Source organism: Bifidobacterium miconisargentati (assembly GCF_019331675.1).
In the GTDB taxonomy this organism is placed as follows: Bacteria; Actinomycetota; Actinomycetes; order Actinomycetales; family Bifidobacteriaceae; genus Bifidobacterium; species Bifidobacterium miconisargentati.
In genome coordinates this window covers 91,107-113,364 of the sequence record NZ_JAHBBJ010000008.1, presented here as the reverse complement: position 1 = coordinate 113,364, position 22,258 = coordinate 91,107, and the positions used below count along the sequence as shown (strand labels likewise).

At 62.9% G+C, this 22,258-nt stretch carries 18 protein-coding genes and 1 pseudogene; 9 read left to right on the top strand and 10 right to left on the bottom strand.

Going from position 1 to position 22,258, the window contains the following annotated elements; all coding sequences use genetic code 11:
- Positions 1-65: 65 nt before the first annotated feature.
- Entirely contained in the window at positions 66-497 is a 432-nt protein-coding gene (locus tag KIH81_RS06530) for an endonuclease domain-containing protein (protein ID WP_214304613.1), read from the top strand.
- Positions 498-671: 174 nt separating this feature from the next.
- Positions 672-1,853, top strand: coding sequence for an NAD(P)/FAD-dependent oxidoreductase (locus KIH81_RS06525; protein ID WP_214304612.1), 1,182 nt, complete (start codon positions 672-674; stop codon positions 1,851-1,853).
- 154 nt (positions 1,854-2,007) lie between these two features.
- Here KIH81_RS06525 and KIH81_RS06520 read toward each other — a convergent pair whose 3' ends face one another.
- The 8 genes from KIH81_RS06520 to rpmH form a co-directional block, all read right to left on the bottom strand.
- Positions 2,008-3,450, bottom strand: a complete 1,443-nt coding sequence (locus KIH81_RS06520; protein ID WP_214304611.1) for a ParB/RepB/Spo0J family partition protein — start codon at positions 3,448-3,450, stop codon at positions 2,008-2,010.
- A complete protein-coding gene (locus KIH81_RS06515; RefSeq protein ID WP_193852550.1) occupies positions 3,447-4,424 on the bottom strand; it encodes a ParA family protein in 978 nt (325 codons plus the stop codon). Before KIH81_RS06515 ends, KIH81_RS06520 begins: the two co-directional genes overlap by 4 nt.
- A 258-nt stretch (positions 4,425-4,682) precedes the next feature.
- Entirely contained in the window at positions 4,683-5,348 is a 666-nt protein-coding gene (rsmG, locus tag KIH81_RS06510) for a 16S rRNA (guanine(527)-N(7))-methyltransferase RsmG (protein ID WP_214304610.1), read from the bottom strand.
- A 268-nt stretch (positions 5,349-5,616) separates the two neighbouring features.
- On the bottom strand, positions 5,617-6,141 hold the full coding sequence (locus KIH81_RS06505) for a Jag family protein (RefSeq protein WP_109055918.1): 525 nt from the start codon (positions 6,139-6,141) through the stop codon (positions 5,617-5,619).
- 137 nt (positions 6,142-6,278) lie between these two features.
- Positions 6,279-7,292: a membrane protein insertase YidC gene (yidC, locus tag KIH81_RS06500; RefSeq protein ID WP_109055919.1), complete on the bottom strand. Its 1,014-nt coding sequence runs from the start codon at positions 7,290-7,292 to the stop codon at positions 6,279-6,281.
- Positions 7,289-7,606, bottom strand: coding sequence for a membrane protein insertion efficiency factor YidD (gene yidD, locus KIH81_RS06495; RefSeq protein ID WP_109055920.1), 318 nt, complete (start codon positions 7,604-7,606; stop codon positions 7,289-7,291). Before yidD ends, yidC begins: the two co-directional genes overlap by 4 nt.
- 3 nt (positions 7,607-7,609) lie before the next feature.
- Positions 7,610-7,963, bottom strand: a complete 354-nt coding sequence (rnpA, locus tag KIH81_RS06490) for a ribonuclease P protein component (RefSeq protein WP_109055921.1) — start codon at positions 7,961-7,963, stop codon at positions 7,610-7,612.
- A gap of 35 nt (positions 7,964-7,998) precedes the next feature.
- Positions 7,999-8,133 carry a 50S ribosomal protein L34 gene (gene rpmH, locus KIH81_RS06485; protein WP_007054596.1) on the bottom strand — a complete coding sequence of 45 codons (135 nt, stop codon included), beginning with the start codon at positions 8,131-8,133 and terminating at the stop codon, positions 7,999-8,001.
- A 314-nt stretch (positions 8,134-8,447) separates the two neighbouring features.
- On the opposite strand from rpmH, the gene dnaA reads away from it, so the two are divergent.
- The 7 genes and pseudogenes from dnaA to KIH81_RS06450 all read left to right on the top strand — a co-directional run bounded on the left by dnaA (position 8,448) and on the right by KIH81_RS06450 (position 19,574).
- Entirely contained in the window at positions 8,448-9,950 is a 1,503-nt protein-coding gene (gene dnaA, locus KIH81_RS06480; protein ID WP_214304609.1) for a chromosomal replication initiator protein DnaA, read from the top strand.
- A gap of 850 nt (positions 9,951-10,800) precedes the next feature.
- Positions 10,801-11,925, top strand: coding sequence for a DNA polymerase III subunit beta (gene dnaN / locus KIH81_RS06475; RefSeq protein WP_109055923.1), 1,125 nt, complete (start codon positions 10,801-10,803; stop codon positions 11,923-11,925).
- A pseudogene (gene recF, locus KIH81_RS06470) lies at positions 11,925-13,049 on the top strand (DNA replication/repair protein RecF); the annotation flags it as partial. The gene dnaN and the pseudogene recF, both read left to right, overlap by 1 nt.
- Positions 13,050-13,324: 275 nt before the next feature.
- Complete coding sequence (locus tag KIH81_RS06465) at positions 13,325-13,795, top strand: DciA family protein (RefSeq protein WP_214304608.1); 471 nt, start codon at positions 13,325-13,327, stop codon at positions 13,793-13,795.
- Positions 13,796-14,079: 284 nt separating this feature from the next.
- Positions 14,080-16,170, top strand: a complete 2,091-nt coding sequence (gene gyrB, locus KIH81_RS06460; protein WP_214304607.1) for a DNA topoisomerase (ATP-hydrolyzing) subunit B — start codon at positions 14,080-14,082, stop codon at positions 16,168-16,170.
- Between the two features lie 56 nt (positions 16,171-16,226).
- On the top strand, positions 16,227-18,914 hold the full coding sequence (gene gyrA / locus KIH81_RS06455; RefSeq protein ID WP_420829132.1) for a DNA gyrase subunit A: 2,688 nt from the start codon (positions 16,227-16,229) through the stop codon (positions 18,912-18,914).
- Between the two features lie 135 nt (positions 18,915-19,049).
- The gene (locus KIH81_RS06450) at positions 19,050-19,574 is read left to right on the top strand and encodes a DUF3566 domain-containing protein (RefSeq protein WP_109055926.1); all 525 of its coding nucleotides are present in this window, start codon (positions 19,050-19,052) and stop codon (positions 19,572-19,574) included.
- A 312-nt stretch (positions 19,575-19,886) separates the two neighbouring features.
- Here the strand turns inward: KIH81_RS06450 and KIH81_RS06445 are convergent, their stop codons facing one another.
- Both KIH81_RS06445 and KIH81_RS06440 read right to left on the bottom strand, forming a co-directional pair.
- Complete coding sequence (locus tag KIH81_RS06445) at positions 19,887-20,933, bottom strand: LacI family DNA-binding transcriptional regulator (protein WP_214304606.1); 1,047 nt, start codon at positions 20,931-20,933, stop codon at positions 19,887-19,889.
- Between the two features lie 115 nt (positions 20,934-21,048).
- On the bottom strand, positions 21,049-22,068 hold the full coding sequence (locus KIH81_RS06440) for a LacI family DNA-binding transcriptional regulator (protein WP_236029357.1): 1,020 nt from the start codon (positions 22,066-22,068) through the stop codon (positions 21,049-21,051).
- Between the last annotated feature and the right edge of the window lie 190 nt (positions 22,069-22,258).

Genomic DNA, 22,258 nt, shown 5'->3' with positions numbered 1-22,258 from the left:
CTTGGCCCCCTCTGTCGAGGGGGCTGTCAGCAAAGCTGACTGGGGGAGAGTAGCAATGCAGGCGAATGCCTGCGGAGAAATCCATCGGTCGCAGACCGATGCCGCTACCGCAGCTTGACAGCTATGCTGTACCAATGAAGGATTACAACCCCGATAACGTCAGCAAAGCAAGGAAGCTACGACGAGATATGACACCATGGGAAAGGAAACTCTGGTATGGATTTCTCAGCTCCTACCCAGTCCGATGGCAGCGTCAGAAGCCTATAGGCAACCGTATCGTGGATTTCTATTGCGCCAAAGCCGGTTTGGCGGTGGAGCTTGATGGCGGCGGTCACTATATAGTGAACCAGCAGCAAGCCGATGCAATACGCACGAAAGAGCTTGAGGCTGCAGGGGTGTCAGTGCTGCGGTTCGCCAACAATGAAGTTGACTTCATGTTCCATGAGGTATGCCAGCGGATTGATAGCACTGTCCGGACGAGCATGAGAGATAGCTAGATCCAACTTATGTAATCGCGCTTCGGTAAATTAGCATCGACCTGCGGTCGATAGAGTTTCCCGCAGGCTCCGCCTGCTCCGCTACTCTCCCCCAGTCAGCTTCGCTGACAGCCCCCTCGACAGAGGGGGCCAAGGTTTATAGCGGAGGGCGGAAGGTCTTATGACAATGTGAGAATGTTTCACGTGAAACATCGCGTCATCATTATCGGTTCCGGTCCTGCCGGATACACCGCGGCCATCTATCTGGGCCGCGCCGGCTTCAATCCTCTCGTCATCACGGGCGCGCTGGCACCCGGCGGCCAGCTCGTCAACACCACGGAGGTGGAGAACTTCCCTGGTTTCCCGGAGGGCATTCTCGGCCCCGAACTGATGGATCGCATGCGCAAGCAGGCCGAACGCTTCGGTGCCGAATTCCTTCCCGCCGATGTCGAATCGGTGGAAGCACTCCCCCAGCATGACGGTCACCCGCAATACCGCCTGACCACCTCGGACGACGAAACGCTCGAAACCTCGGCCGTCATCGTGGCCACCGGCTCCAACGTACGCAAGCTCGGCGTCCCCGGCGAAGAGGAACTGTCCGGTCATGGCGTCTCCTACTGCGCCACCTGCGACGGCTTCTTCTTCAAGGACAAGCCCATCGTCGTGGTCGGCGGCGGTGACTCCGCTTTCGAGGAGGCCCTGTTCCTCACCCGCTTCGGTTCGTCAGTCACCCTGATTCATCGCCGCGACAGCTTCCGCGCCTCGCAGATCATGGTCGAACGCGCCAAAGCCGATCCGAAACTAACGCTCGTCACCAACACCGTCGTCACCGCCATCACAAGCGACGCACCCTCCACCGCTGCAGCTGACGAAACCAGTACAGCCAACAGCAGTGCGCGGTCCGGCGATCAAGCCCCGTCCGCGCCGTCCATCAAGACCGCCGGTGTCTCCCTGAATATCGGTGCAGGCATCGGTCTGACCAAGCCCGGCACAGCCACCGACGACAAGCCGGCCATCACACTCCCCGGTCTCGGCGGCAATGCTTTGGGCGGCGGACTACTGTCCGGCTTGGCAAAGCAGCCGCAAAAGCATGTCACCGGCGTCACGTTGCGCAGCACCGTGACCGGTGAGGAAAGCACGCTGGACTGCAACGCCGTGTTCGTGGCCATCGGCCACACCCCCGCCACCGATTTCGTGGCCGATGTGGTCAAGCGCGATGCCGACGGCTACATCGCCGTGGACGGCGGCAGCACCGTCACCAGCGCCCCCGGCATCTTCGCCGCGGGTGACTGCGTGGACCGCACCTACCGCCAGGCCATCAGCGCAGCCGGTATGGGTTGCCGAGCCGCCCTCGACGCCCAGGCTTACCTGGAATAAAAAACAATATCCCGTAGCTGATGGAATAGGGGTATGTCTCCCGACCGTAAGCTTGGCCGAACGGCCTTGAGTGTGTCGGGAGGCATACCCCTATTCCATCAGCGTCCAGATACGCTATTCGGCCATCTCTAGGCCATCAACCGCCAAGACGAGTTCACACCCACTTGGAGTCGCCAGAACCGGACGCAGCGGCGTCACCCTGTCCGGGAACCAACAACTGCAGGATGCGATCCATATCCTCCGGCGACGAGAACACAATCTCGATGCGACCATGCTTCTGTGTGCCCTTGATGGACACCTTGGTGTCGAAGTGGTTCTCCAGGCTTTGCTGGATGGCGGATCCGACCCACGGGTTGGTCTTGGAGGTCTTCGGCTTCTTGGGCTGCTCCCCCGAGGCGATCTTCATCGAGACGATCTCCTCGGCACTGCGCACGGACAGTCCCTCCGCGATGATGCGGGAGGCCAGCTTGTCCATCTCCTCAGGATCGGTCAATCCCAGCAGCGCACGTGCGTGACCGGACGACAGCACGCCGGCCGCCACCTTCTTCTGCACCGCGGCAGGTAGGTTGAGCAGTCGCAGCGTATTGGCGATCTGCGGACGGGACTTGGACACCGACTTGGACAGCTGCGCCTGAGTCAGGCCGAACTCGTCGATCATCTGCTGATAGGCTGCCGCCTCTTCCAGCGGATTCAGGGCGACACGATGCAGGTTCTCCAGCAAGGCGTCGCGCAGCATGTCATCGTCTGCCGTGGTCTTGACGATGGCCGGGATGGTCTCCAGTCCAGCGAGCTGGGACGCGCGCCAACGGCGTTCACCCATGATGAGCTCATACGGGCTGTCCATACGCCCGGCGAACGGATTGGCGTTCGACTCCGTATCGGAGGACTGCTGCTCGGCCTTGGCCGCGGCGATCTGATCCGCCGGTCGGCGGCGCACCACGATGGGCTGCAGCACGCCGACTTCCTTGATGGAAGCGGACAGCTCGTTGAGTTCGTCCTCGTCGAAGATGGTACGCGGCTGATGCGCATTCGGCCCGATGTCGGACAGCTTCAGTTCGGCGAGGTAGCCGCCCTCCACCGGCTTCAGCTCCACCGGCTTATCCTCGCCCGACTGCTCGGACGAACCAGTGGAATCCTTCGCATCCTTATCCTTGCCCGCCGACGCCGGCTGAGATGTTTCACGTGAAACATCCTTGCTTTCGTCCGCACGCACGGCATGCTGGGCCGCGCCCGGAATCGGCATGAAGGTATCGATCGGCGTGGTGGCGGTGGGAACGTCCTCACCGCCGAAGAACAGATCACTTGGGTGGGCGATCGCGCCGATGCTCGGCATGGAGGCACGCTTGCCCGCGGTCTTCTTCTGATGCTTGCTGGCGGACTGCTTCGCGGTCGTACCGGACTCCCCCGCTACGGCACCGGCGTTACCGGACTTCACCGAGTCCTTCACGGCAGTGGCACCGGCCCCGGCCTGCGCTTCGGCTCCATCATGCTTATCGGTATCCGGCAGCAGTTCCAGTTGCGCGTTGGCATCCTGCTCCCCCGGCAGCGTGGGGAACAATGCACCGAGGCCCTTGCCGAGTCGAGATTTCGATGTCATGAGTTGTTCTTCCTCCTCGCATCAATGGCGTCGAGCACCTGCTGGGAATGCTTGGCAATCTCCAGAGCGGCCTCGCCGTAGGCGATCGCGCCGATGCCGCGTGGGTCATAGGCGATCACCGACTGCGAGAAGCTGGGTGCCTCGGAGATCTTCACGGAACGTGGAATGGTGGTGTTGAGCACGATGCTCGGGTAGTGTCCCTTGACCTCGCCATACACCTCGCGGCTCAGCAGGGTGCGGCGGTCGAACATGGTGACCAGCATGGTGGACACCAGCAGCACCGGATTGAAGTGCGTCTGCACCAGACCGATGGTGTTGATGAGCTGGCCCAGACCCTCCAGTGCGTAGTACTCGGCCTGAATCGGGATAAGCATCTCCGTGACCGCGCACATGGCATTGATCACGAGCAGACCCAGGCTCGGCGGGCAGTCGATGAACACGTAGTCATAGTGCTTCTCGGACTGGCGCAGGTACAGGTCCAGCGCCTCCTTGAGCAGGGTGTTACGGTTGGGCAGGTCCGCCACCTCAAGTTCGGCACCGCTCAGGTCGATGGAGGCCGGCACCACGTCCAGCGTGGCGAAGTCCGGGCAGACCGTCAGCACATCCCCCAGTCCGGCGCGTCCTTCGATGACGTCATACACGGACTTGTCCCCCGAGGCATGCGGCACGCCAAGAGCCGTGGAGGCGTTGCCCTGCGGATCCATGTCGATGACCAGCACCTGCGCGCCCTTGTTGGCCAGCGCGGCGGCGACGTTCACCGTGGACGTGGTCTTGCCCACGCCGCCCTTCTGGTTGGCGACGGCGATGCGACGGGTCTTCGCCGGCTTGGGGAAGACCGCCTGCTTGAGTGCCTCGTAGCGGGAGGATTCGTCGGCAATCTGGTTACCCAGCACGGAACCCTGCCCATCAAAAATACGATGAAGGGTTTCGGAAGCTGTTTCCATCGGTTCCGATTGATGATCCTTCGAGGCCATCGTTCCTCCTTGCACAGACGTATGTTCCAGTGTTCTCATTCGTGTGGACATGGTTTGAGTTATCCACTATTTCGACCCGCATTGTGGATAACTGTGGATAACGTGGACGATTCCCTCGTTATCGCATCCACAAGAGCCCTCTATAACCGTTGATTTTGCAACGTTTTGCGAGTTGTGCACTTCTCTGGCCGAAATTGTGGATAACTTTTCGGCGGACCTGCGATTGTGGATAACTGCCATGCCATGACCGTCTCTCCCCTATCGCTTATCCACCAGCACCACATGCGTGGGTTCCAGGCCGGGGCCAACCGGGGCCTCCACCACGCGCGGACGCAGGCCACCGAAACGGGCGATCTCCTTGGCGGCCTTATCGATTTCGGCTTGGGCCGAACGTCCCTTCAATGCGACCAGACGTCCCTGCGACTTCAGCAACGGCAGCGTCCAGCCGGACAGCTTCGTCATCGGTGCCACGGCACGGCAGGTGACCACCGCGAACGGATGCACCTTACGCTTGCGCACGGCGGCGATGACCTCATCGGAGCGGCCGCGCACGATCGTCACGTTCTTCAGCTCTAGTAGATCGACGCATTCATGCAGCCATTCGATACGGCGCTCCATCGGTTCGATCAAAGTGAACTCATGATCAGGCAGGCAGGCCGCAGCCACCACGCCGGGAAATCCACCACCACTGCCCACATCGGCCACGGTCTTGAAGCGCATGCCATCGGTCACCTCGCGCACGTACGGCACGATGGCGGCCGAGTTCAGGATATGCCGCTCCCAGATGATGTCCACGTCACGAGGTCCGATCAGGCCACGCGGCTCCCCCTCTTCGGCGAGCTTGGCATGAAAACGTTCGAGCTGAGGCAGTGCGTCACCCAGCACTTCGGCCAGTACCGGCGAACCGGTCAGCTGATCCGTCATAGCCATTCCCCTTGTCGTCCTTGTTTCACGTGAAACATCCGGCTTATCCGTACTACGTATCCAGGTATTCGGCATGGAAAAGGCGCCGTGCCTTACGACGCCATCTCCATCATCCGAATACTTCACACGCTGATTGACCCGATCCCACACGACCGGCGGATCGGTCGGCGTAACGCCGGTGGATGATCCTCCCTAGTAAACCATCCACCGGCGCAACGCGCCATCCACCACCGTATGTGGGGAATCGGTCAATCAAGTCTTGACTCTATCACTCCTCGTCTTCGAGTTCATCATCCTCGGCCTTGCTCCGCATGTACACCGTCACATAACGGTGCGGCTCTTCACCATGGGAGCGAGACTTGAGGCCTTCCTCACGCACCACATCGTGCACGACCTTACGTTCAAACGAGTTCATCGGCTTGAGGTCCACCGGTTCGCCGGTGTCCTTGACCGCATCGATGGCGTCCAGCGCGATGTCACGCAGACGCTGGCGCTTACGCTTGAGGAAACCGTCGACGTCCACGATGAGGTGGGAGCGTTCGCCGGTCTTCTGCTGCACGGCCAGTCGGGTGAGCTGCTGCAGGGCATCCACCACTTCACCGTTGCGTCCGATGAGGTGCTTGATGTCGGTGTCATCGTCGGCGACGATCTGCACGGTGGGACGATCGTTGCGCACGCCCATTTCGATGTCGCCTTCGTAGTCGGCGATGTCCAGTAGTCCTTCGAGGTAATCGGCAGCGATGTCAGCTTCCTCGTTGAGCTGATCGATCGTCTTCACATCATCCTGTGCCATATGCCTCTCCTTTATGTCAGGTATGAATTCCAAGTCTAAGCCCAGTCCGCCCGAAACCGGTGGACCGGTGTTGCGGGTGTCCGGTGTTTCACGTGAAACATCGGACACCCATCCCCCAGTCGCGCTCCCCTATCGCGCTACTTCTTCTTCCTCTTGCGCACCGGCTGCTGGCGCTGGTAGCCACGCGCGTCCTTGCGCTCGGCTTCCTCCTTGGCCTTGACCAGGGCCTCCTCCTCCAGAGAGGGGCGGCCTTCCTTGGCGCGGCGTGCGTTCTCGATGCGGTGGTCGCGCTTCTCCTTGTCCTCGGCCGCCGGGGAGCCGGGGGTCGGGAAGTAGTAGACCTGCCAGAGCGTACGCACCAGGTTGCACACGTTGTTCGTCAGCCAGTAGACCAGCACGGCGAACGGCATGGTCACGCCGGAGAAGATGTACATGACCGGGAAGATCCACAGCATCATCTTCTGCATGGACTCGGCCTGCTTGTTCATCGAGGCGGCGGCCATGTTGCGCTTCATGCTGAAGTACTGCACGAACCACAGGCAGAAGCACATCAGCGCCACGAAGATGCCGATGACGATCTTGCCACCGAACGCGGCGGATGTGAAGTTGTCGGTGACGCTCACGATGCCGAACACGTCGGTCTGCGTGAACTGCTTGGCCGTGGCCACGTCGAAGGCACCCAGCGGTTCCTCGCGTACGCCGTTCGCGATGTACGGGATGGCGGACAGCGTGTAGAACATCGCCATGAACACCGGGCCTTGGATGAGCATCGGCAGGCAGGATCCGGCGGGGTTGGCGTCGTTGTCCTGGTAGAGCTTCATCATCTCACGGCTCAGGGCTTCCTTCGAAGCCTGATCCGTCTTGCCCTTGTACTTGTTCTGGATGCGCTGCATCTTCGGCGCGAGGGCCTGCATCTTGCGCATCGACTTGATCTGCTTGTAGAACAGCGGGAAGATGCACGCCTGCACCACCAGCACCAGGAAGATGATGGCAAGGACCCACGAAACGCCGATCTCGTTCATGCCGAGCAGCACGAAGAAATCATGAACCAGCTTCAGGATCCAGGTCTGCAGCCATTCGACCGGGGTCAGAATCTTATAGAAGAATCCCCAGAAACCGCTGTCCAGAAGGAATTGGTTTGGGTTAGTCATCGATGGGCCTCTCCTTGAGTTGTGGCCAATGGGGTCAGTCGAGGCTCCTCATGGGCCTTCGACCACGAAAATCGATAGAACACGGAATAGCGCTGGGGAACATCATCGATGCCCCCGCGGCTCCACGGCCTGCAACGCAGCAGACGCAACACGGCAAGCAACCCGCCCTTGAATGCGCCATATCGTTCAAGCGCCTGAATGGCATAGTTCGAGCAACTTGGGTAATACTTGCAACAGGGCGGTGTGTTTGCGGAAATGTTGCGCTGGTACCAGCGCACTCCCGCAATCAACACCGCCCTGAAGGAAAAAGCCATGATTCAAGCCGTCTTCCGTGCCACCGCAGCGAAAGCCTTGGCGATCTGCTCGTCCAATGACGAGAAATCCGCGGTCGCGGCGCTCGGCTTGGCGCGCAGCACGATATCGCATTGCTCCGGAAGCAGATGCTCGTGGGCCCGGGCCGATACCCGGAACCTACGCTTCACCGTATTGCGCGTGACCGCTTTGCCGACCGATTTGGATACGGCCAATCCCAGACGTCGGTGATTCGACGTCTGTTCCTCATCGCGAACCGCGCCGGGCACCAGATAGTGCACGACGATATCCTTGCCACCCACCTTGCGCCGGCGCTTGAGCACGGTGACAAAATCACGATGGCTTTGTAGCCGCTCCACCTCGACTATGCCGCTGTGGTAATGGTCCGACCGAATCAGGCGGACAGGGACTTGCGGCCCTTGGCGCGACGGCGGTTGATCACCGCGCGGCCGGAACGGGTGCGCATGCGCAGACGGAAGCCGTGCTTCATGTGACGACGGCGGTTGTTCGGCTGGAACGTCCTCTTCATAATTGCTCCTAGGTCTATTCGGCAACGCTTCGCGCTGCCCTCACGTGAGTCAAGCTATACCAAGCTACCCTCACCCCTAGTCCGAAGTCAAAACGAGAGGGGAGTTTTCACATTTCGACACGGCCCACGACACGCCGGAGCAACCCGCGAAACGGCGGAAAATCAGGCATTCAGGGCCGAAAGTTATCCACAAATTACATGTATGTTATTCACATTCCAGTGTTTTCAACACGCAACGCGGTGGATAACTTCCCCATATCGGAGTAAACATAGTTAGTTGTATTATCCACGCCAGAGCGAAGAAAGGGCCGACCATGGTGCATACTTCCGGCGACCCTGCCGTCGAGGCCGCTCACATCTGGGCCAACACCCTGACGGTGCTCAAGCATAACTCATCGCTGAGCGCCCGCGAGAAGGGTTGGCTGGAGGGCGTGGTGCCCGAAGGCGTCTACGGTTCGACCATCGTGCTGTGCGTCGACAACAACGTCACGCTGCGTGCGGTCCAGGGCGACCTCAACGGCCCGCTGGTCCAGGCACTCCATACGGCCACCGGCCAGGACATGTTCCCTGCGTTCAAGGTGGTGCCGCATACCGAGCCCGAACGCAGGAAGCCGAACGCGCCGTTCACGATGGAGGCTAATCCGACCGTCGCCGATTTCGGCAAGGAACCGTTCGGCGGTCCGTCCGCATCCTCCGCCCCCGAGCCGAAGCCGATGGTGCCCCAGTCGGAGCCGCGCTTCCCGGTGGGCCAGCAGAAGATGAACCGGGATCCTGAGACCCATCTCAATAAGAACTTCACGTTCGATTCGTTCGTGCCGGGCGATTCCAACCGGTTCGCCCGTACCGTGGCCTTGGCCGTGGCCGAGGGCTCGGGCCAGGACTTCAATCCGTTGTGTATCTACGGCGGCTCCGGCCTGGGCAAGACCCACCTGCTCAACGCCATCGGCAACTACGCGCTCGTCAAGGACCCCAGCCTCAAGGTCCGGTACGTCACCAGCGAGGAATTCACCAACGAATTCATCGACGCCCTGCAGAACCCCAACCAAAGCCAGGGCCAGATCGCCGAATTCAACCGACGCTACCGCCAGGTCGACGTGCTGCTCATCGACGACATCCAGTTCCTCGGCGGCAAGGAAGCGACCCTCGACCAGTTCTTCCACACGTTCAACTCCCTGCACCAGGCCAACAAGCGCATCGTCATCGCCTCCGACGTCGCCCCCAAGAACCTCAAGGGCTTCGAAGCCAGGCTCATCTCCCGCTTCGAATCGGGACTCACCGTGGACGTCAAGCCGCCGGACCTCGAGACCCGCATCGCCATCCTGAGGATGATCGCGTCGATGAACGGGTCCAAGATCCCCAACGACGTGCTCGACCTGATCGCCGAACGCTTCACGGAGAACATCCGCGAACTCGAAGGCGCCCTGACCCGCGTGACCGCCGTCGCCTCCCTGAGCAACCAACCCGTCACCCGCGCCCTGGCCGAACAGACCCTCCAGGACTTCTTCACCACCGACGTGGAGATCAAGCCCACCGACATCATCGGACAGGTCGCCAAGTACTTCCACCTGACGTTCGACGATCTCGTGGGCCGTTCGCGCACCAAGAACGTGGCTTTGGCCCGCCAGATCGCCATGTACCTCGCCCGTGAGATGACCAGCATGAGCCTGCTCGACATCGGCGAGGTCTTCGGCGGCCGCGACCACACCACGGTGATGCACGCCTACACGCGCGTGAGCGACGAGATGCAGCAGAAGCAGGAGATCTACAACTACGTCATGGAGCTCACCGTGCGTCTCAAGCAGAACAGCAGCGACTGAGCCACCCGTTCGCCCGTCTCGTACGATCCGTCTGACAGACCGTTTTCGGCCCTTTTCCGTCCGTGCGATGGAAAAGGGCCTTTTTCGTTCGTCAGAAACGATTCTCCCGGACGCCGATTCTCACCGGTCCGGCGATTTTCAACGCTCGATTGAGAACTCATCCCGTCTTCTCGGCGCCCCTCTCTGAGGGGAGCTGTCGTCGAAGACGACTGAGGGGAGCAGAAAAAGGGTGCTCACGCGGACTCCCCCTCAGTCACGCTTCGCGTGCCAGCTCCCCTCGAAGAGGGGCACCAAGTTCTCTCTGGCGCCCAAGTCACAACCCCAAACCAGCAGAATCGATCCTGGAGACCGATTTCGGCACTTTGTGCGCCCGGCGCCGGAAAACCCTCGAAAACGGTCGCTGAAAACGATTCTCCCAGCCGGATCGGGTCCGCAACACGCCGTGCGGGAGACGAAAGTGGGGAAAAGTTATCCACATACTTATTCACAAATGTGGGTAAACTCTGCGGATAAGTCGTGGATTACCCACTGTTTTTCAGTGGAAAACTCGTGCATAAATCGGCTTCGAAAGTGGAAAACCGAAATCAATCGAAGCGCCTGTGGATAAGTCGGCTAGTTGTCCACCATCTATGCAGAAGTTATCCACAGTTCTGCAAAAGTTATCAACCGTTATGGCAGTAGGTCTCGGCCCCACTTATCCACACTATCCACAGCGCTTATTATGGCTATTACCTACAGTGCTTACGAATTCACCATCGCCATAATAACGCCGGACCAACCGAACGTACTGGACCAAGTCGCCAGCCGCTAGAATGTTGCTCAGATCATCCGACGAAGGGAACAATCACACATGAAAGTCGAAATCGATACCGCCGCACTGGCCGATGCCGTCGCCTGGACCTCTCGCGTCATCGATGCACGCCCCTCCAACCCGATTCTGGCGGGCGTCCGCCTTGAAGCCATCGACGGAACGCTGCAGTTCTCGGCCTTCAACTACGAAATCTCCGCCCGTCACCACATCGAGGCCGGTGTCGACGAATCCGGTTCCGCCCTAGTGCTCGGCAAACTGCTCGCCGACATCACCAAATCGCTGCGCAGCGAGAAGACCTACCTCGTCACCAACGAATCGACCCTGACCATCACCTCCGGCAAGTCGACCTTCACCCTGCAGCTCATGCCCGATGCCGAATACCCGGATCTGCCCACCGTGCCGCCGGCGCTCGGCCAGGTCGACACTCCCACGTTCGTGCAGGCGGTGGGCCAGGCGTGCGTCGCGGTCTCCCGCGAGGAGAACCGCCCGGTGCTGACCGGCGTTCGCATGCAGTTCCAGGGCAACAAGGTGGTCATGACCTCCACCGATCGTTTCCGTCTGGCCCGCGCCACCTTCACCTGGACTCCGCAGGATCCGAACGTGGAGACCACCACCTTGGTGCGCGGTTCGCTGCTCAAGGATGTGGCCCGTTCCCTCGACGAACACCAGAACATCCGCCTCGATTTCGACGCCGACTCCCCCACGCTGCTGGGCTTCGAGAACGCCGGTCGCGTCTCCACCTCGCAGCTCATCGACGGAGAGTTCCCCGCGGTGGATCGCCTGTTCGCCGACGAATACCCAATCCAGGCCGTGGTCAGCAAGCAGGATCTGCTCGACGCGATCAGCCGCGTGGCCCTGGTGGCCGAGCGCAACGCCCCGATCCGCATGGTCTTCTCCGGCCAGGAAGTGCAGCTTTCCGCCGGTTCCGCCGATGAGGCCCAGGCCAACGAAACGCTTGAAGTGGACATGGACGGCGACGACATCACCGTGGCGTTCAACCCGAGCTATCTGAAGGAAGGTCTGTCCGCCATCGCCGAACCGTTCGTGCGCATCAAGATGACCACCCCGGTCAAGCCGGTCGAATTCAACGGTCAGCAGGAGGCCGACTCCGACGAATCCATGGACTACCGCTACCTGCTGGTGCCCATGCGCTTCAACAACTGATGTACATCTCCCGTCTCGCACTAGACCACTACCGCTCCTGGAGTCAGGTAGTGGTCGATTTCGTTCCGGGCGTCAACATTCTGGTGGGCCGCAACGGATTGGGCAAAACCAATCTGGTCGAGGCCGTCGAAGTGCTGTCGACCGGGGCGAGCCATCGCACTTCCGGCACGTTGCCGCTCATCGAACGCGGGCAGCCGACCGCCACGATCCGCGCGAACGTCGTATTCGATGACGATTCGTCCGACGAGACCACGTATGAGGCGGCGATTCACGCGCACGGCGCGAACCGGGCCCGCATCAATTCCGGAAAATCGCTGTATCTGCGCGACATCATCGGCCAGATTCCCAGCGTTTCGTTCACTCCCGAGGACCAGCGGCTGGTCGCCGGCGATCCCGGGGCGCGCCGGGCCATGCTGAACCAGGCCGGGGCGTTGCTGGAACCTGGATATTCCGCGGCTTTGCAGCAATTCACCCGCATCGGCAAGCAGCGGGCGACGCTGCTGAAGCAGATCGGCGCCAATGCGAACGCCGGAGTTCCGGTCGATGCGGCGTTGAGCGGATTGGAAATCTGGACCGGCCAGTTCATCGAGGCCGGCATGGCCCTGACCCGCATGAGACGGCGGGTGATCGACCTGCTCGCCGAACCGTTCGCCGCGATTTACGGACAGCTGGCCTCGCAGGCCGGGGCGGTCCGGCTCACCTATGCGCCTTCGTTCGACGAGGTGCTGCTGTATGACGATCCGCATCCGGCGATCAGCGAGCATTTCCAACGCATCTACCCCGGCGAGGTGGCGCGCGGCGTGAATCTCATCGGGCCCCAGCGCGACGATATGGAACTGGAGCTCGACGGCATGGCCGCGCGCGAGTTCGCGTCGAACGGCGAGATGTGGACCATGGCGTTGGCGCTCAAGATGGCGTTGTTCCAGGTGGTGCGCGAACGGTTGGGCGTCAAGCCCATCGTGATCCTCGATGATGTGTTCGCCCAGTTGGACGACAACCGTCGCCGGCAGATCCTCGATTTCGCCGGCAAGCAGGACCAGGTGCTCGTCACCGTGGCCGCCGAAGGCGATGTTCCCGCGCACCGGGACGCACATCTCATCGACGTTGCGGCCCTGGTCGAGCCGGATCCCAACGAACGGTTGGTTTCGGAATTATTGTCCGGTTTGCGAGAAAAGCGAAACAAGGGTATCGAGTGGGGAGAAGAGGGGTGCGCTGCGGGTGAGGGCGACAGGCCTGCGTCCGAAGCCAATGCATCCCCGGCGCTGATTCCCGCGGCGGCCGAGCCCGCGGTGGCCGACTCTCCGAAGGTCGGTCGGGGCGCCGATATGGAGCCGGGGCGAGCCGGTGGCGTTGTGGACTCATCGGCGGCCGATGAGAAGCCCGTCGGGAAGGATGCGGCATGAGGCCGCCGATCGCCGAGGCGCTGCATCTGGATGCCGCAAAACTGCCCGCAGAGGTGTTCGAGCGGCTCTCCCGGCGCGGGGCGCTGCTCAAGGACCGACGCCGGCGCGAGGAGGAGTCGCTGGAGAACTTCGGCAAGCCCGGCCGCGACCCGGCCGAACTGGGGTCGGTCATGACCACCATCGCCGGCAGCGGCGTCTGGGCCTCGAACCTCAAGCTCGCCCAGCTGCGCAACCATTGGGACCAGGTGGTGGGCCCGGCGATCGCCCAGCATTCCGCCGTGGCCGACTTCCGCGACGGCATCCTGATCATCCGCGCCGAATCCACCGTCTGGGCCACGCAGCTGACCTACCTCATCCCCCAGCTGACTGAAACCATCCGCCGCAACCTCAAGGGACTGACCATCAACGAGATCCGCGTGACCGGCCCCGCCGCCGGATACACCCGCAAATGGGCCCGTCGCAAATAGCCGATCCTTCCTTTGGCTTCCCCATCAGCGGGGGGCGGATCGTGGAGCGGGGTTGAACGGCGACCATTCGGCGATGAGAGGGCGGCTTCCCGGCCCAATGGAGCCGTGAATCCTTGAAAAATGCTTCAGAGGCCTCGCTATGGCGCTCGTCGTGTTAGACGAGTAAAATCACATGCAGTATGGTCAAACGGCTGGAAGAGCCCTTTACGAGCCTCCTAAGCCATATCACCCTTGCAAATGACCTTCGTTTGCGAGCTGACCTTGAAGTTACGGAAGGAAGCCTGTTGGCAGACGAAACCAGCAAAGAGGAACAGCTGAAGGCGGCTGACGAGCATATCAACAATGCGGAGCTGACCGAAGGCGAGCTCGACGAATCCATGGCTCCCGAGCACTACGAAGCATCCGATCTGCGCGTGCTGGAAGGCCTTGAGGCGGTGCGCATCCGCCCGGGCATGTACATCGGCTCCACCGGCCCGCGCGGCCTGCACCACCTGGTCTACGAGATCGTGGACAACTCCGTGGACGAGGCCCTGGCCGGATACGCCAGCCATATCGAAGTCACCATCCTGCCGGACAACGGCATCCGCGTGGTGGACGACGGCCGCGGCATCCCCGTGGACGAGGTGCCCGGCGAGGGCGTCTCCGGCGTGGAGACCGTGATGACCAAGCTGCACGCCGGCGGCAAGTTCGGCGGCGGCGGCTACGCCGTCTCCGGCGGCCTGCACGGCGTGGGCATCTCCGTGGTCAACGCCCTGTCCACCCGCGTGGACATCGAGGTGCGCCGCCAGGGCTTCCACTGGACCCAGACGTATATCGACCAGCACCCCACCGCCCGCCTCAAGCAGGGCGAGCCGATGGCCGAGGGCGAGTCCACCGGCACGTCCGTGACGTTCTGGCCGGACCCGAAGATCTTCGAGACCACCGTCTACGACTTCGAGACGCTGCGCTCCCGCTTCCAGCAGATGGCCTTCCTCAACAAGGGCCTCAAGATCAGCCTGACCGACCTGCGCGAGCCCGACCAGGCCGGCGACGAGGTCACCGGCGACGGCGTACCGGACGCCGGCGAGACCAACCAGACCGTCACCTACCAGTACGCCAACGGCATCAAGGACTACGTGGACTACCTGGTCAAGGTGCGCAAGACCACCCCGGTGGAGGACGAGGTCATCAGCTTCGAGGCCGAGGACCTCAAGCTCGGCATCTCCGCCGAACTGGCCATGCAGTGGACCACCGCCTACTCCGAGTCCGTGCACACCTTCGCCAACACCATCTCCACCACCGAGGGCGGCACCCACGAAGAGGGCTTCCGCGCCGCGCTGACCAGCCTGGTCAACCGCTACGCACGCGAGAAGGGCATCCTCAAGGACAAGGACGAGAACCTCTCTGGCGACGACGTGCGCGAGGGCCTGACCGCCGTCATCTCCGTGAAGCTCACCAACCCGCAGTTCGAGGGCCAGACCAAGACCAAGCTCGGCAACTCCGAGGCCAAGACCTTCGTGCAGCGCGTGATGACCGACAAGCTCGGCGACTGGTTCGACGCCCACCCGAACGAGGCCAAGAACATCATCCAGAAGGCCATCGAGGCCTCCCGCGCCCGCCTGGCCGCCAAGAAGGCCCGCGAGAACACGCGCCGCAAGTCCATCTTCGAGTCCGCCGGCATGCCGGACAAGCTCAAGGACTGCCAGTCCTCGAATCCGGAGGAGTGCGAGCTGTTCATCGTGGAGGGCGACTCCGCAGGCGGCTCCGCCATCCAGGGACGCAACCCGATCACGCAGGCCATCCTGCCGCTTCGAGGCAAGATCCTCAACACCGAGCGCGCCAGCCTGGACCGCATGATGAAGTCGGACACCATCGAATCGCTGATCACCGCCGTGGGCGGCGGCTACGGTGAGGACTTCGACATCTCCAAGGTGCGCTATCACAAGGTCATCATCATGGCCGATGCCGATGTGGACGGCGCACACATCGCCACGCTGAACCTCACGCTGTTCTTCCGCTACATGCGCCCGATGATCACCGCGGGCTACGTGTACGTGGCCATGCCGCCGCTGTACCGCCTCAAGTGGACCAAGGGCCCGCACGACTTCGTGTACACCGACGCCGAGCGCGACCGCGTGCTCGCCGAGGGCAAGGCCAAGGGCCGTCAGCTGCCCAAGGGCGAGGGCATCCAGCGCTACAAGGGTCTGGGCGAGATGAGCTACCAGGAGCTGTGGGAGACCACCATGGACCCCGAGCACCGCATCCTGAAGCAGGTGCACATCGAGGACGCCGCGGCCGCGGACGAGACCTTCTCGATGCTCATGGGCGACGAGGTGGAGCCCCGCCGACTCTTCATCCAGCGCAACGCCAAGAACGTCAGCTGGATCGATGCGTGATTGATGATTGGCTCACCCTCAGAGAGGGGAGCCGCAGGACGGAAAAAGGAACTTAAGTGGCAGACGAAAACAACACCATGCCGGGCGGTGCCAACCCCGCCGGCGGCGACAACGGCGATGAGCAGTTCACGCCGGACGGTTCGATGGAGCCGTTGAGCCCGCAGGAGGCGGACACCACCGACTACGGCCTGCTGGCCGGCGAACGCATCCAGCGCAAGGACCTGCAGCAGGAGATGCGCGAGTCCTACCTCGCCTACGCGATGAGCGTGATCGTGGACCGCGCCCTGCCGGACGTGCGCGACGGCCTGAAGCCCGTGCACCGCCGCGTGATCTACGCGATGTACGACGGCGGCTACCGTCCCGACCGCGGCTACAACAAGTGCTCGCGCGTGGTGGGCGACGTCATGGGTAAGTACCACCCGCACGGCGACTCCGCCATCTACGACACCCTCGTGCGCATGGCCCAGTCGTGGTCGATGCGCTACATGCTCGTGGACGGCCAGGGCAACTTCGGCTCCCCCGGCGACGACCCGGCCGCCGCCATGCGTTACACCGAATGCCGTATGGCGCCGCTGTCGATGGAGATGGTGCGCGACATCGACAAGGAGACGGTCGATTTCCTGCCGAACTACGACGGCAAGACCCAGGAGCCCACCGTGCTGCCCGCGCGTTTCCCGAACCTGCTGGTCAACGGCTCGTCCGGCATCGCCGTGGGCATGGCCACCAACATCCCGCCGCACAACATGCGCGAGGTGGCGGACGGCGTCCATTGGGCGCTCGACCACCCGGACGCGAGCCGCGAGGAGCTGCTGGAGGCCCTGATCCAGCGCATCAAGGGCCCCGACTTCCCCACCGGCGCCACCATCCTGGGCCACAAGGGCATCGAGCAGGCCTACCGCACCGGCCGAGGCCTGATCACCATGCGTGCCGTGGTGAACACCGAGGAGATCAACGGCCGCATGTGCCTGGTCGTCACCGAGCTGCCCTACCAGGTCAACCCGGACCGACTGGTCGTCTCCATCCGAGAGGCCGTGCGCGACGGCAAGATCCAGGGCATCGCGGACATGCGCGACGAGACTTCCGGCCGCACCGGCCAGCGCCTCGTGCTCGTGCTCAAGCGCGACGCCGTGCCGAAGGTGGTCCTCAACAACCTGTACAAGCACTCCCAGCTGCAGCAGACGTTCGGCGCCAACATGCTGGCCCTCGTGGACGGCGTGCCGCGCACGCTCTCGCTGGACGCCTTCATCCGCCACTGGGTGGGCCACCAGCTCGACGTGATCGCCCGCCGCACCGCCTACCTGAAGCGCGAGGCCGAGGAGCGCGACCACATCCTGCAGGGCTACCTCAAGGCCCTCGACATGCTGGACGAGGTCATCGCCCTCATCCGCGCCTCCGAGGACACGGACGCGGCCCGCACGGGCCTGATGCAGCTGCTCGACATCGACCAGGTGCAGGCGGACGCCATCCTGGCCATGCAGCTGCGCACGCTGACCCGCATGAACCGCGACAAGATCGTGGCCGAGCACGAGGAGCTGCAGCGCAAGATCGCCGACTACATCGACATCCTCGCCAAGCCGGAACGCCAGCGCAAGATCATCGGCGACGAGCTTGACGAGATCGTGGCCAAGTACGGCGACGGCCGTCGCACCAAGATCCTGCCGTTCTCCGGCGAGATGAACGTCGAGGACCTGATCGCCGAGGAGAACGTGGTGGTCACCGTCACGCACTCCGGCTTCATCAAGCGCACCAAGGCGGACGAATACCGCGCCCAGCACCGCGGCGGCAAGGGCATCAAGGGCACCAAGCTGCGCGAGGACGACGTGGTGGACCACTTCTTCCTGACCTCCACGCACAACTGGCTGCTGTTCTTCACCAACAAGGGCCGCGTGTACCGCATCAAGGCGTACGAGCTGCCCGAGGGCTCGCGCGACTCCAAGGGCCAGCATGTGGCCAACCTGCTGCAGTTCGCGCCGGACGAGGCCATCCAGACCGTGCTGTCCATCCCGAACTACGAGGTGGCCAAGTACCTGGTGCTCGCCACCCGTTCGGGCAAGGTCAAGAAGACGCCGCTGGCCGAATACGATTCGCCGCGTCAGGGCGGCCTGATCGCCGTGCGACTCATGGCGGACGAGAACGGTGAGAACGCCGACGAGCTCATCGGCGCCGCGCTGTGCAACGCCGAGGACGACATCATCCTGGTCTCCAAGCTCGGCATGAGCCTGAAGTTCGAGGCGGACGACGATCAGCTGCGCCCGATGGGCCGCCAGACCGCCGGCGTGCAGGGCATGAAGTTCCGCGACGGCGATGAGCTGCTGGCCATGGACGTGGTCCCGGCCGACTCCGACAAGGACCTGTTCGTCGTGACCAACGAGGGCTTCGCCAAGCGCACCGCGATCTCGGAATACCGCCTGCAGGGCCGTAACGGCTACGGCGTCAAGGCCGTGCAGCTGGTCGAGGGCCGCGGCTCGCTGGTGGGCGCGCTTGTGGTCTCCGAGGACGATCAGGTCATGGCCATCATGAAGTCCGGTAAGGTGATCCGCTCCAACGTGGACGAGGTCAAGCGCACCGGACGCGCCACGCAGGGCGTGACCTTCGCCAAGCCGGACAAGGGCGACGAGATCCTGTCCATCGCCCGCAACGAGGAGAAGGACGAGGAGGACGCCGAGGAGACTGCGGAGGCTGCTGAGACCGCTGCTGCCGACGCCACGGAGTCCGCTGCCACCGAGGCTCCTACCGAGGAGTGACCGTTTTCGGTTCCCTTCACAGAGGGGAGCCGAGATAAGACGAAAAACAACGCGGACGAGGCGCGAGCGGAGTCCTGAAACACTGGTAGCCTCGCTAACAACGAGGCTACCGATTAAGCCCTTGAAGGAGAAACGATGAGCGAGAATCTCGAAAACGACGAGCCCGCAGCGATCCAGCCCACCAACGAGCATGCTGCACCGCGTGTGGCCCGCTCCGTTTCCAGCGACCCGGAGGAATCCACGCTGCCGCCGTCCGGCACCACCCCGGTCCGTCCGGCCGTGCGCCGCGCCGCGCCGCGCGCCCGCCGCATGAGCCTGTCCCTGACCCGCGTGGACGCCTGGTCCGTGGCCAAGGTCTCGTTCCTGCTGTCGATCGCCGGCGCCATCATCCAGGTGGTCGCCGCCACCATCGTCTGGCTGCTGCTGGACGCCGTCGGCGTGTTCGGCCAGATTACGCAGATCGTCTCCTCCACCGGCCTGGATGCCGATTCCTTCAACCTGGGCAACGTGTTGTCCCTGCCCACCGTGGTGTCCGCCGTGACCATTTTCTCGATCGTCGAAGTGGTGATCATCACGCTGCTCACCACCATCGTGGCGCTGATCTACAACGTGGTCAGCACCCTGGTCGGCGGCGTGCACCTCACGCTCGGCGACGACTGATACGGACTTTTCGTCAAGCATTGAAAAAGCGGCCTATGCGGGCCGCTTTTTTGTTGTGTTGGTGAGGCGGTAGAGGAATCGGCCTGCGGTCGATGCGGCGTTTCCGCAGGCTCGCGCCTGCTTGGCTTCTCTCCCTCCGTCATCGGCTTCGCCGATGCCACCTCCCTCGTCAGAGGGAGGCAAGACCTTATACGGTGTAGTTCTTGGCTCCCTCTGACGAGGGAGCTGGACGCCGCAGGCGGACTGAGGGAGAGAAGCGGAGCAGGCGTGAGCCTGCGGAAAACACAGCATCGGCCCGTAGGGCCGATGCCGTCACGCGGATTCGCGTCGTTCGATGTGGAAGTCGGCCACGATGCGCTGGCGCTCGCGGTCCGATTCGTCATCGATGCGCTCGATGAGCATGTCCACGGCCTTCTGCGCGACCATGGGGATGTCCACCGCCACCGTGGTCAGCGACGGCACCATCGTGGCGCCCATCTCGATGCCGTCGAATCCCATGACGGCGATGTCCTCGGGCACGCTCAGCCCCAGGTCCTTCAGTCCGCGGATCACGCCGAACGCGGTGGTATCGGTCATGCAGAACAGCGCGTCGCAGGAACGGATCACATCGGCATACTGTTTGACGGCTTGACGGGCCTCCACATCGTTCCAGGGCGTGGGAATGATCGGCACTTCCCACCAGTCCACGCCCAGCTTCTCGAAGGCCTTCCTGCAGCCCATCAGGCGGCGATGGCGGGTGTCGTACGAATCGGCGGTCTCATGCTCGTCCGACCCCTCCCCCAGGCCTCCCACGATGCCGATATGCCGCTTGCCGCCGGCCCACAGATACTCGATGGCCGCCTGCGCGCCAAGCTCGCTCGGCGTGAGGATCGTATCGATGTCATGCTGCGGGCGGTCGTCGTCCAGCAGCACGGTCGGCCGGTGATTGGACAACTGCTCGATCTCCGCGGCGGACAGTCGGCTGGAGCTGAAGATCAGCCCGTCGCAGAACTGGTTGGACACCCGCTCGATGATGGAGCGTTCGTTCTCCGCGTTGATGCGGGTCTCCTGCACCACGGTCTGGTAGCCGCGCTTCTCCGCCGCCTGCGAGATCAGCGAGGCGAGCTGGGAGGGGTACGGCCGGTCGAGCTCGAAGATGGCCAGTCCGATGGTGCCGAACGTGCGGCCCCGGCGGCTGGTGGAGACGCGCAGGCTGCGTGCGGACAGGCTGGTGGTGTTGAGACGGTAGTGCAGCCGGTCGGCGGCCTCGCGCACGCGCTTCGCCGTCTCCGGGGCGACGTTGTCGTTGCCGCGCAGCACGTTCGAGACGGTCATGGCCGAGACTCCGGCCTCGCGCCCGACATCCTTCATGGTGACCATAGAAACCCCTTTACTGAGCACCAACTATACAAAACAAGCTTCGATTGCGGATGTCCCGGCTCCTCTCAGCGAGGGGAGTTTTTCGTATGCGTGCGGCTTGGTTTCTTACGCCCCATCACGCCGACTGACGGTCCACGATGGTCGTGGGCAGCAGTCGCACGTAATCGGGCTCGACCTGCGCGCCGTGCATCATCGAAAGGACCAGTTCGGCCATCGCGCGGCCGTGCAGCTGCGAATCCTGCCTCACCGTGGTGATCTTCGGCCGCGAGAGCACGGCGATCGGCGAATCGTCGAAACCGGTCACGGCGATGTCCTCCGGCACCCGGTAGCCGAACCGGTTCAGCTGGTTGATGACACCGAAGGCGATGTCGTCGTTGGCGCACACGATGCCATCCAAATCGTCCAGCATCGGCTGGAAATCGGCCGTGGCCATCTCGCCGTTGGTCATCTCCCAATCGTCTGAGAAGTACACGAGACGCTCGTCGAACCGCTCCCCCATCGCCTCGCGGAAGCCCTTGAAACGGTTCGTGGCGGTCGGTGAATAGCCGGGGCCGCACACGTACGCGAGCCGCGTGCGTCCGGCCTCGATGAGATGTCGCGTGATGTCGCGCTGCCCGTCCTCGTTGGCGAAGTCGACGGCGGGGAACGGCAGATCGCTGCGGTTGCTGACCTCCGAAATCACCACCGGACGGTCCGTGGTGAGGAAAGCGTCGGCCAGCACGTCGTCCTCGCTCAGGGAGAACAGCATGTAGCCGTCCGCGAAGTCGCTGTTGACCAGTTGCGCGATGCGGCTGGTGGAGGCGTCCGTGTTGGCGATGAGCGTGACCATCTGATAGCCCGCGTCGCCGATGGTCTGGTTCGCGCCGATCATCGCGCGGGCCACACTGGACTGGATGAGCGTCTCGTTCGATTCGACCTGAATCACCAGGGCGATGGTTTGCGTGCGCTGCTGGGCCAGTGAACGGGCCGCCTGGTTCGGCGTGTACCGGGCGTCCTGGATGGCCTGGGCGATGCGCTCGGCGGCCGCCGGGGATACGTGCGCGCTGCCGTTGAGGTATCGGGAGACGGTGCCGTAGGACACGCCCGCCAGTCGCGCAACGTCGCGGATGGTCGCTTTCTTACCTGCCTTGGTCATGCTCCTCATCGTATTCGCGATTCTGGCGTTTTGCGGGGAACTGGCGTTTGCGACACACGCTCACCTTCGTTTGCGTGACCGGTTACACAGCGGATACACTGGGAGATGACGTGGATGCCGCCCGCCCTGGTCATCGGTTATCGTAGGGCAGGCGAATCGTATGCTCCGGCACGGTGCCGTGCCGCGGGCG

What these genes read in the sequence shown, in the direction of transcription:
- KIH81_RS06530 (WP_214304613.1), top strand. Translation starts at nt 66, where the DNA reads ATGCCTGCGGAGAAATCCATCGGTCGCAGACCGATGCCGCTACCGCAG.
- KIH81_RS06525 (WP_214304612.1), top strand. Translation starts at nt 672, where the DNA reads ATGTTTCACGTGAAACATCGCGTCATCATTATCGGTTCCGGTCCTGCC.
- KIH81_RS06520 (WP_214304611.1), bottom strand. Translation starts at nt 3,450, where the DNA reads ATGACATCGAAATCTCGACTCGGCAAGGGCCTCGGTGCATTGTTCCCC.
- KIH81_RS06515 (WP_193852550.1), bottom strand. Translation starts at nt 4,424, where the DNA reads ATGGCCTCGAAGGATCATCAATCGGAACCGATGGAAACAGCTTCCGAA.
- rsmG (WP_214304610.1), bottom strand. Translation starts at nt 5,348, where the DNA reads ATGACGGATCAGCTGACCGGTTCGCCGGTACTGGCCGAAGTGCTGGGT.
- KIH81_RS06505 (WP_109055918.1), bottom strand. Translation starts at nt 6,141, where the DNA reads ATGGCACAGGATGATGTGAAGACGATCGATCAGCTCAACGAGGAAGCT.
- yidC (WP_109055919.1), bottom strand. Translation starts at nt 7,292, where the DNA reads ATGACTAACCCAAACCAATTCCTTCTGGACAGCGGTTTCTGGGGATTC.
- yidD (WP_109055920.1), bottom strand. Translation starts at nt 7,606, where the DNA reads ATGGCTTTTTCCTTCAGGGCGGTGTTGATTGCGGGAGTGCGCTGGTAC.
- rpmH (WP_007054596.1), bottom strand. Translation starts at nt 8,133, where the DNA reads ATGAAGAGGACGTTCCAGCCGAACAACCGCCGTCGTCACATGAAGCAC.
- dnaA (WP_214304609.1), top strand. Translation starts at nt 8,448, where the DNA reads ATGGTGCATACTTCCGGCGACCCTGCCGTCGAGGCCGCTCACATCTGG.
- dnaN (WP_109055923.1), top strand. Translation starts at nt 10,801, where the DNA reads ATGAAAGTCGAAATCGATACCGCCGCACTGGCCGATGCCGTCGCCTGG.
- KIH81_RS06465 (WP_214304608.1), top strand. Translation starts at nt 13,325, where the DNA reads ATGAGGCCGCCGATCGCCGAGGCGCTGCATCTGGATGCCGCAAAACTG.
- KIH81_RS06450 (WP_109055926.1), top strand. Translation starts at nt 19,050, where the DNA reads ATGAGCGAGAATCTCGAAAACGACGAGCCCGCAGCGATCCAGCCCACC.
- KIH81_RS06445 (WP_214304606.1), bottom strand. Translation starts at nt 20,933, where the DNA reads ATGGTCACCATGAAGGATGTCGGGCGCGAGGCCGGAGTCTCGGCCATG.
- KIH81_RS06440 (WP_236029357.1), bottom strand. Translation starts at nt 22,068, where the DNA reads ATGACCAAGGCAGGTAAGAAAGCGACCATCCGCGACGTTGCGCGACTG.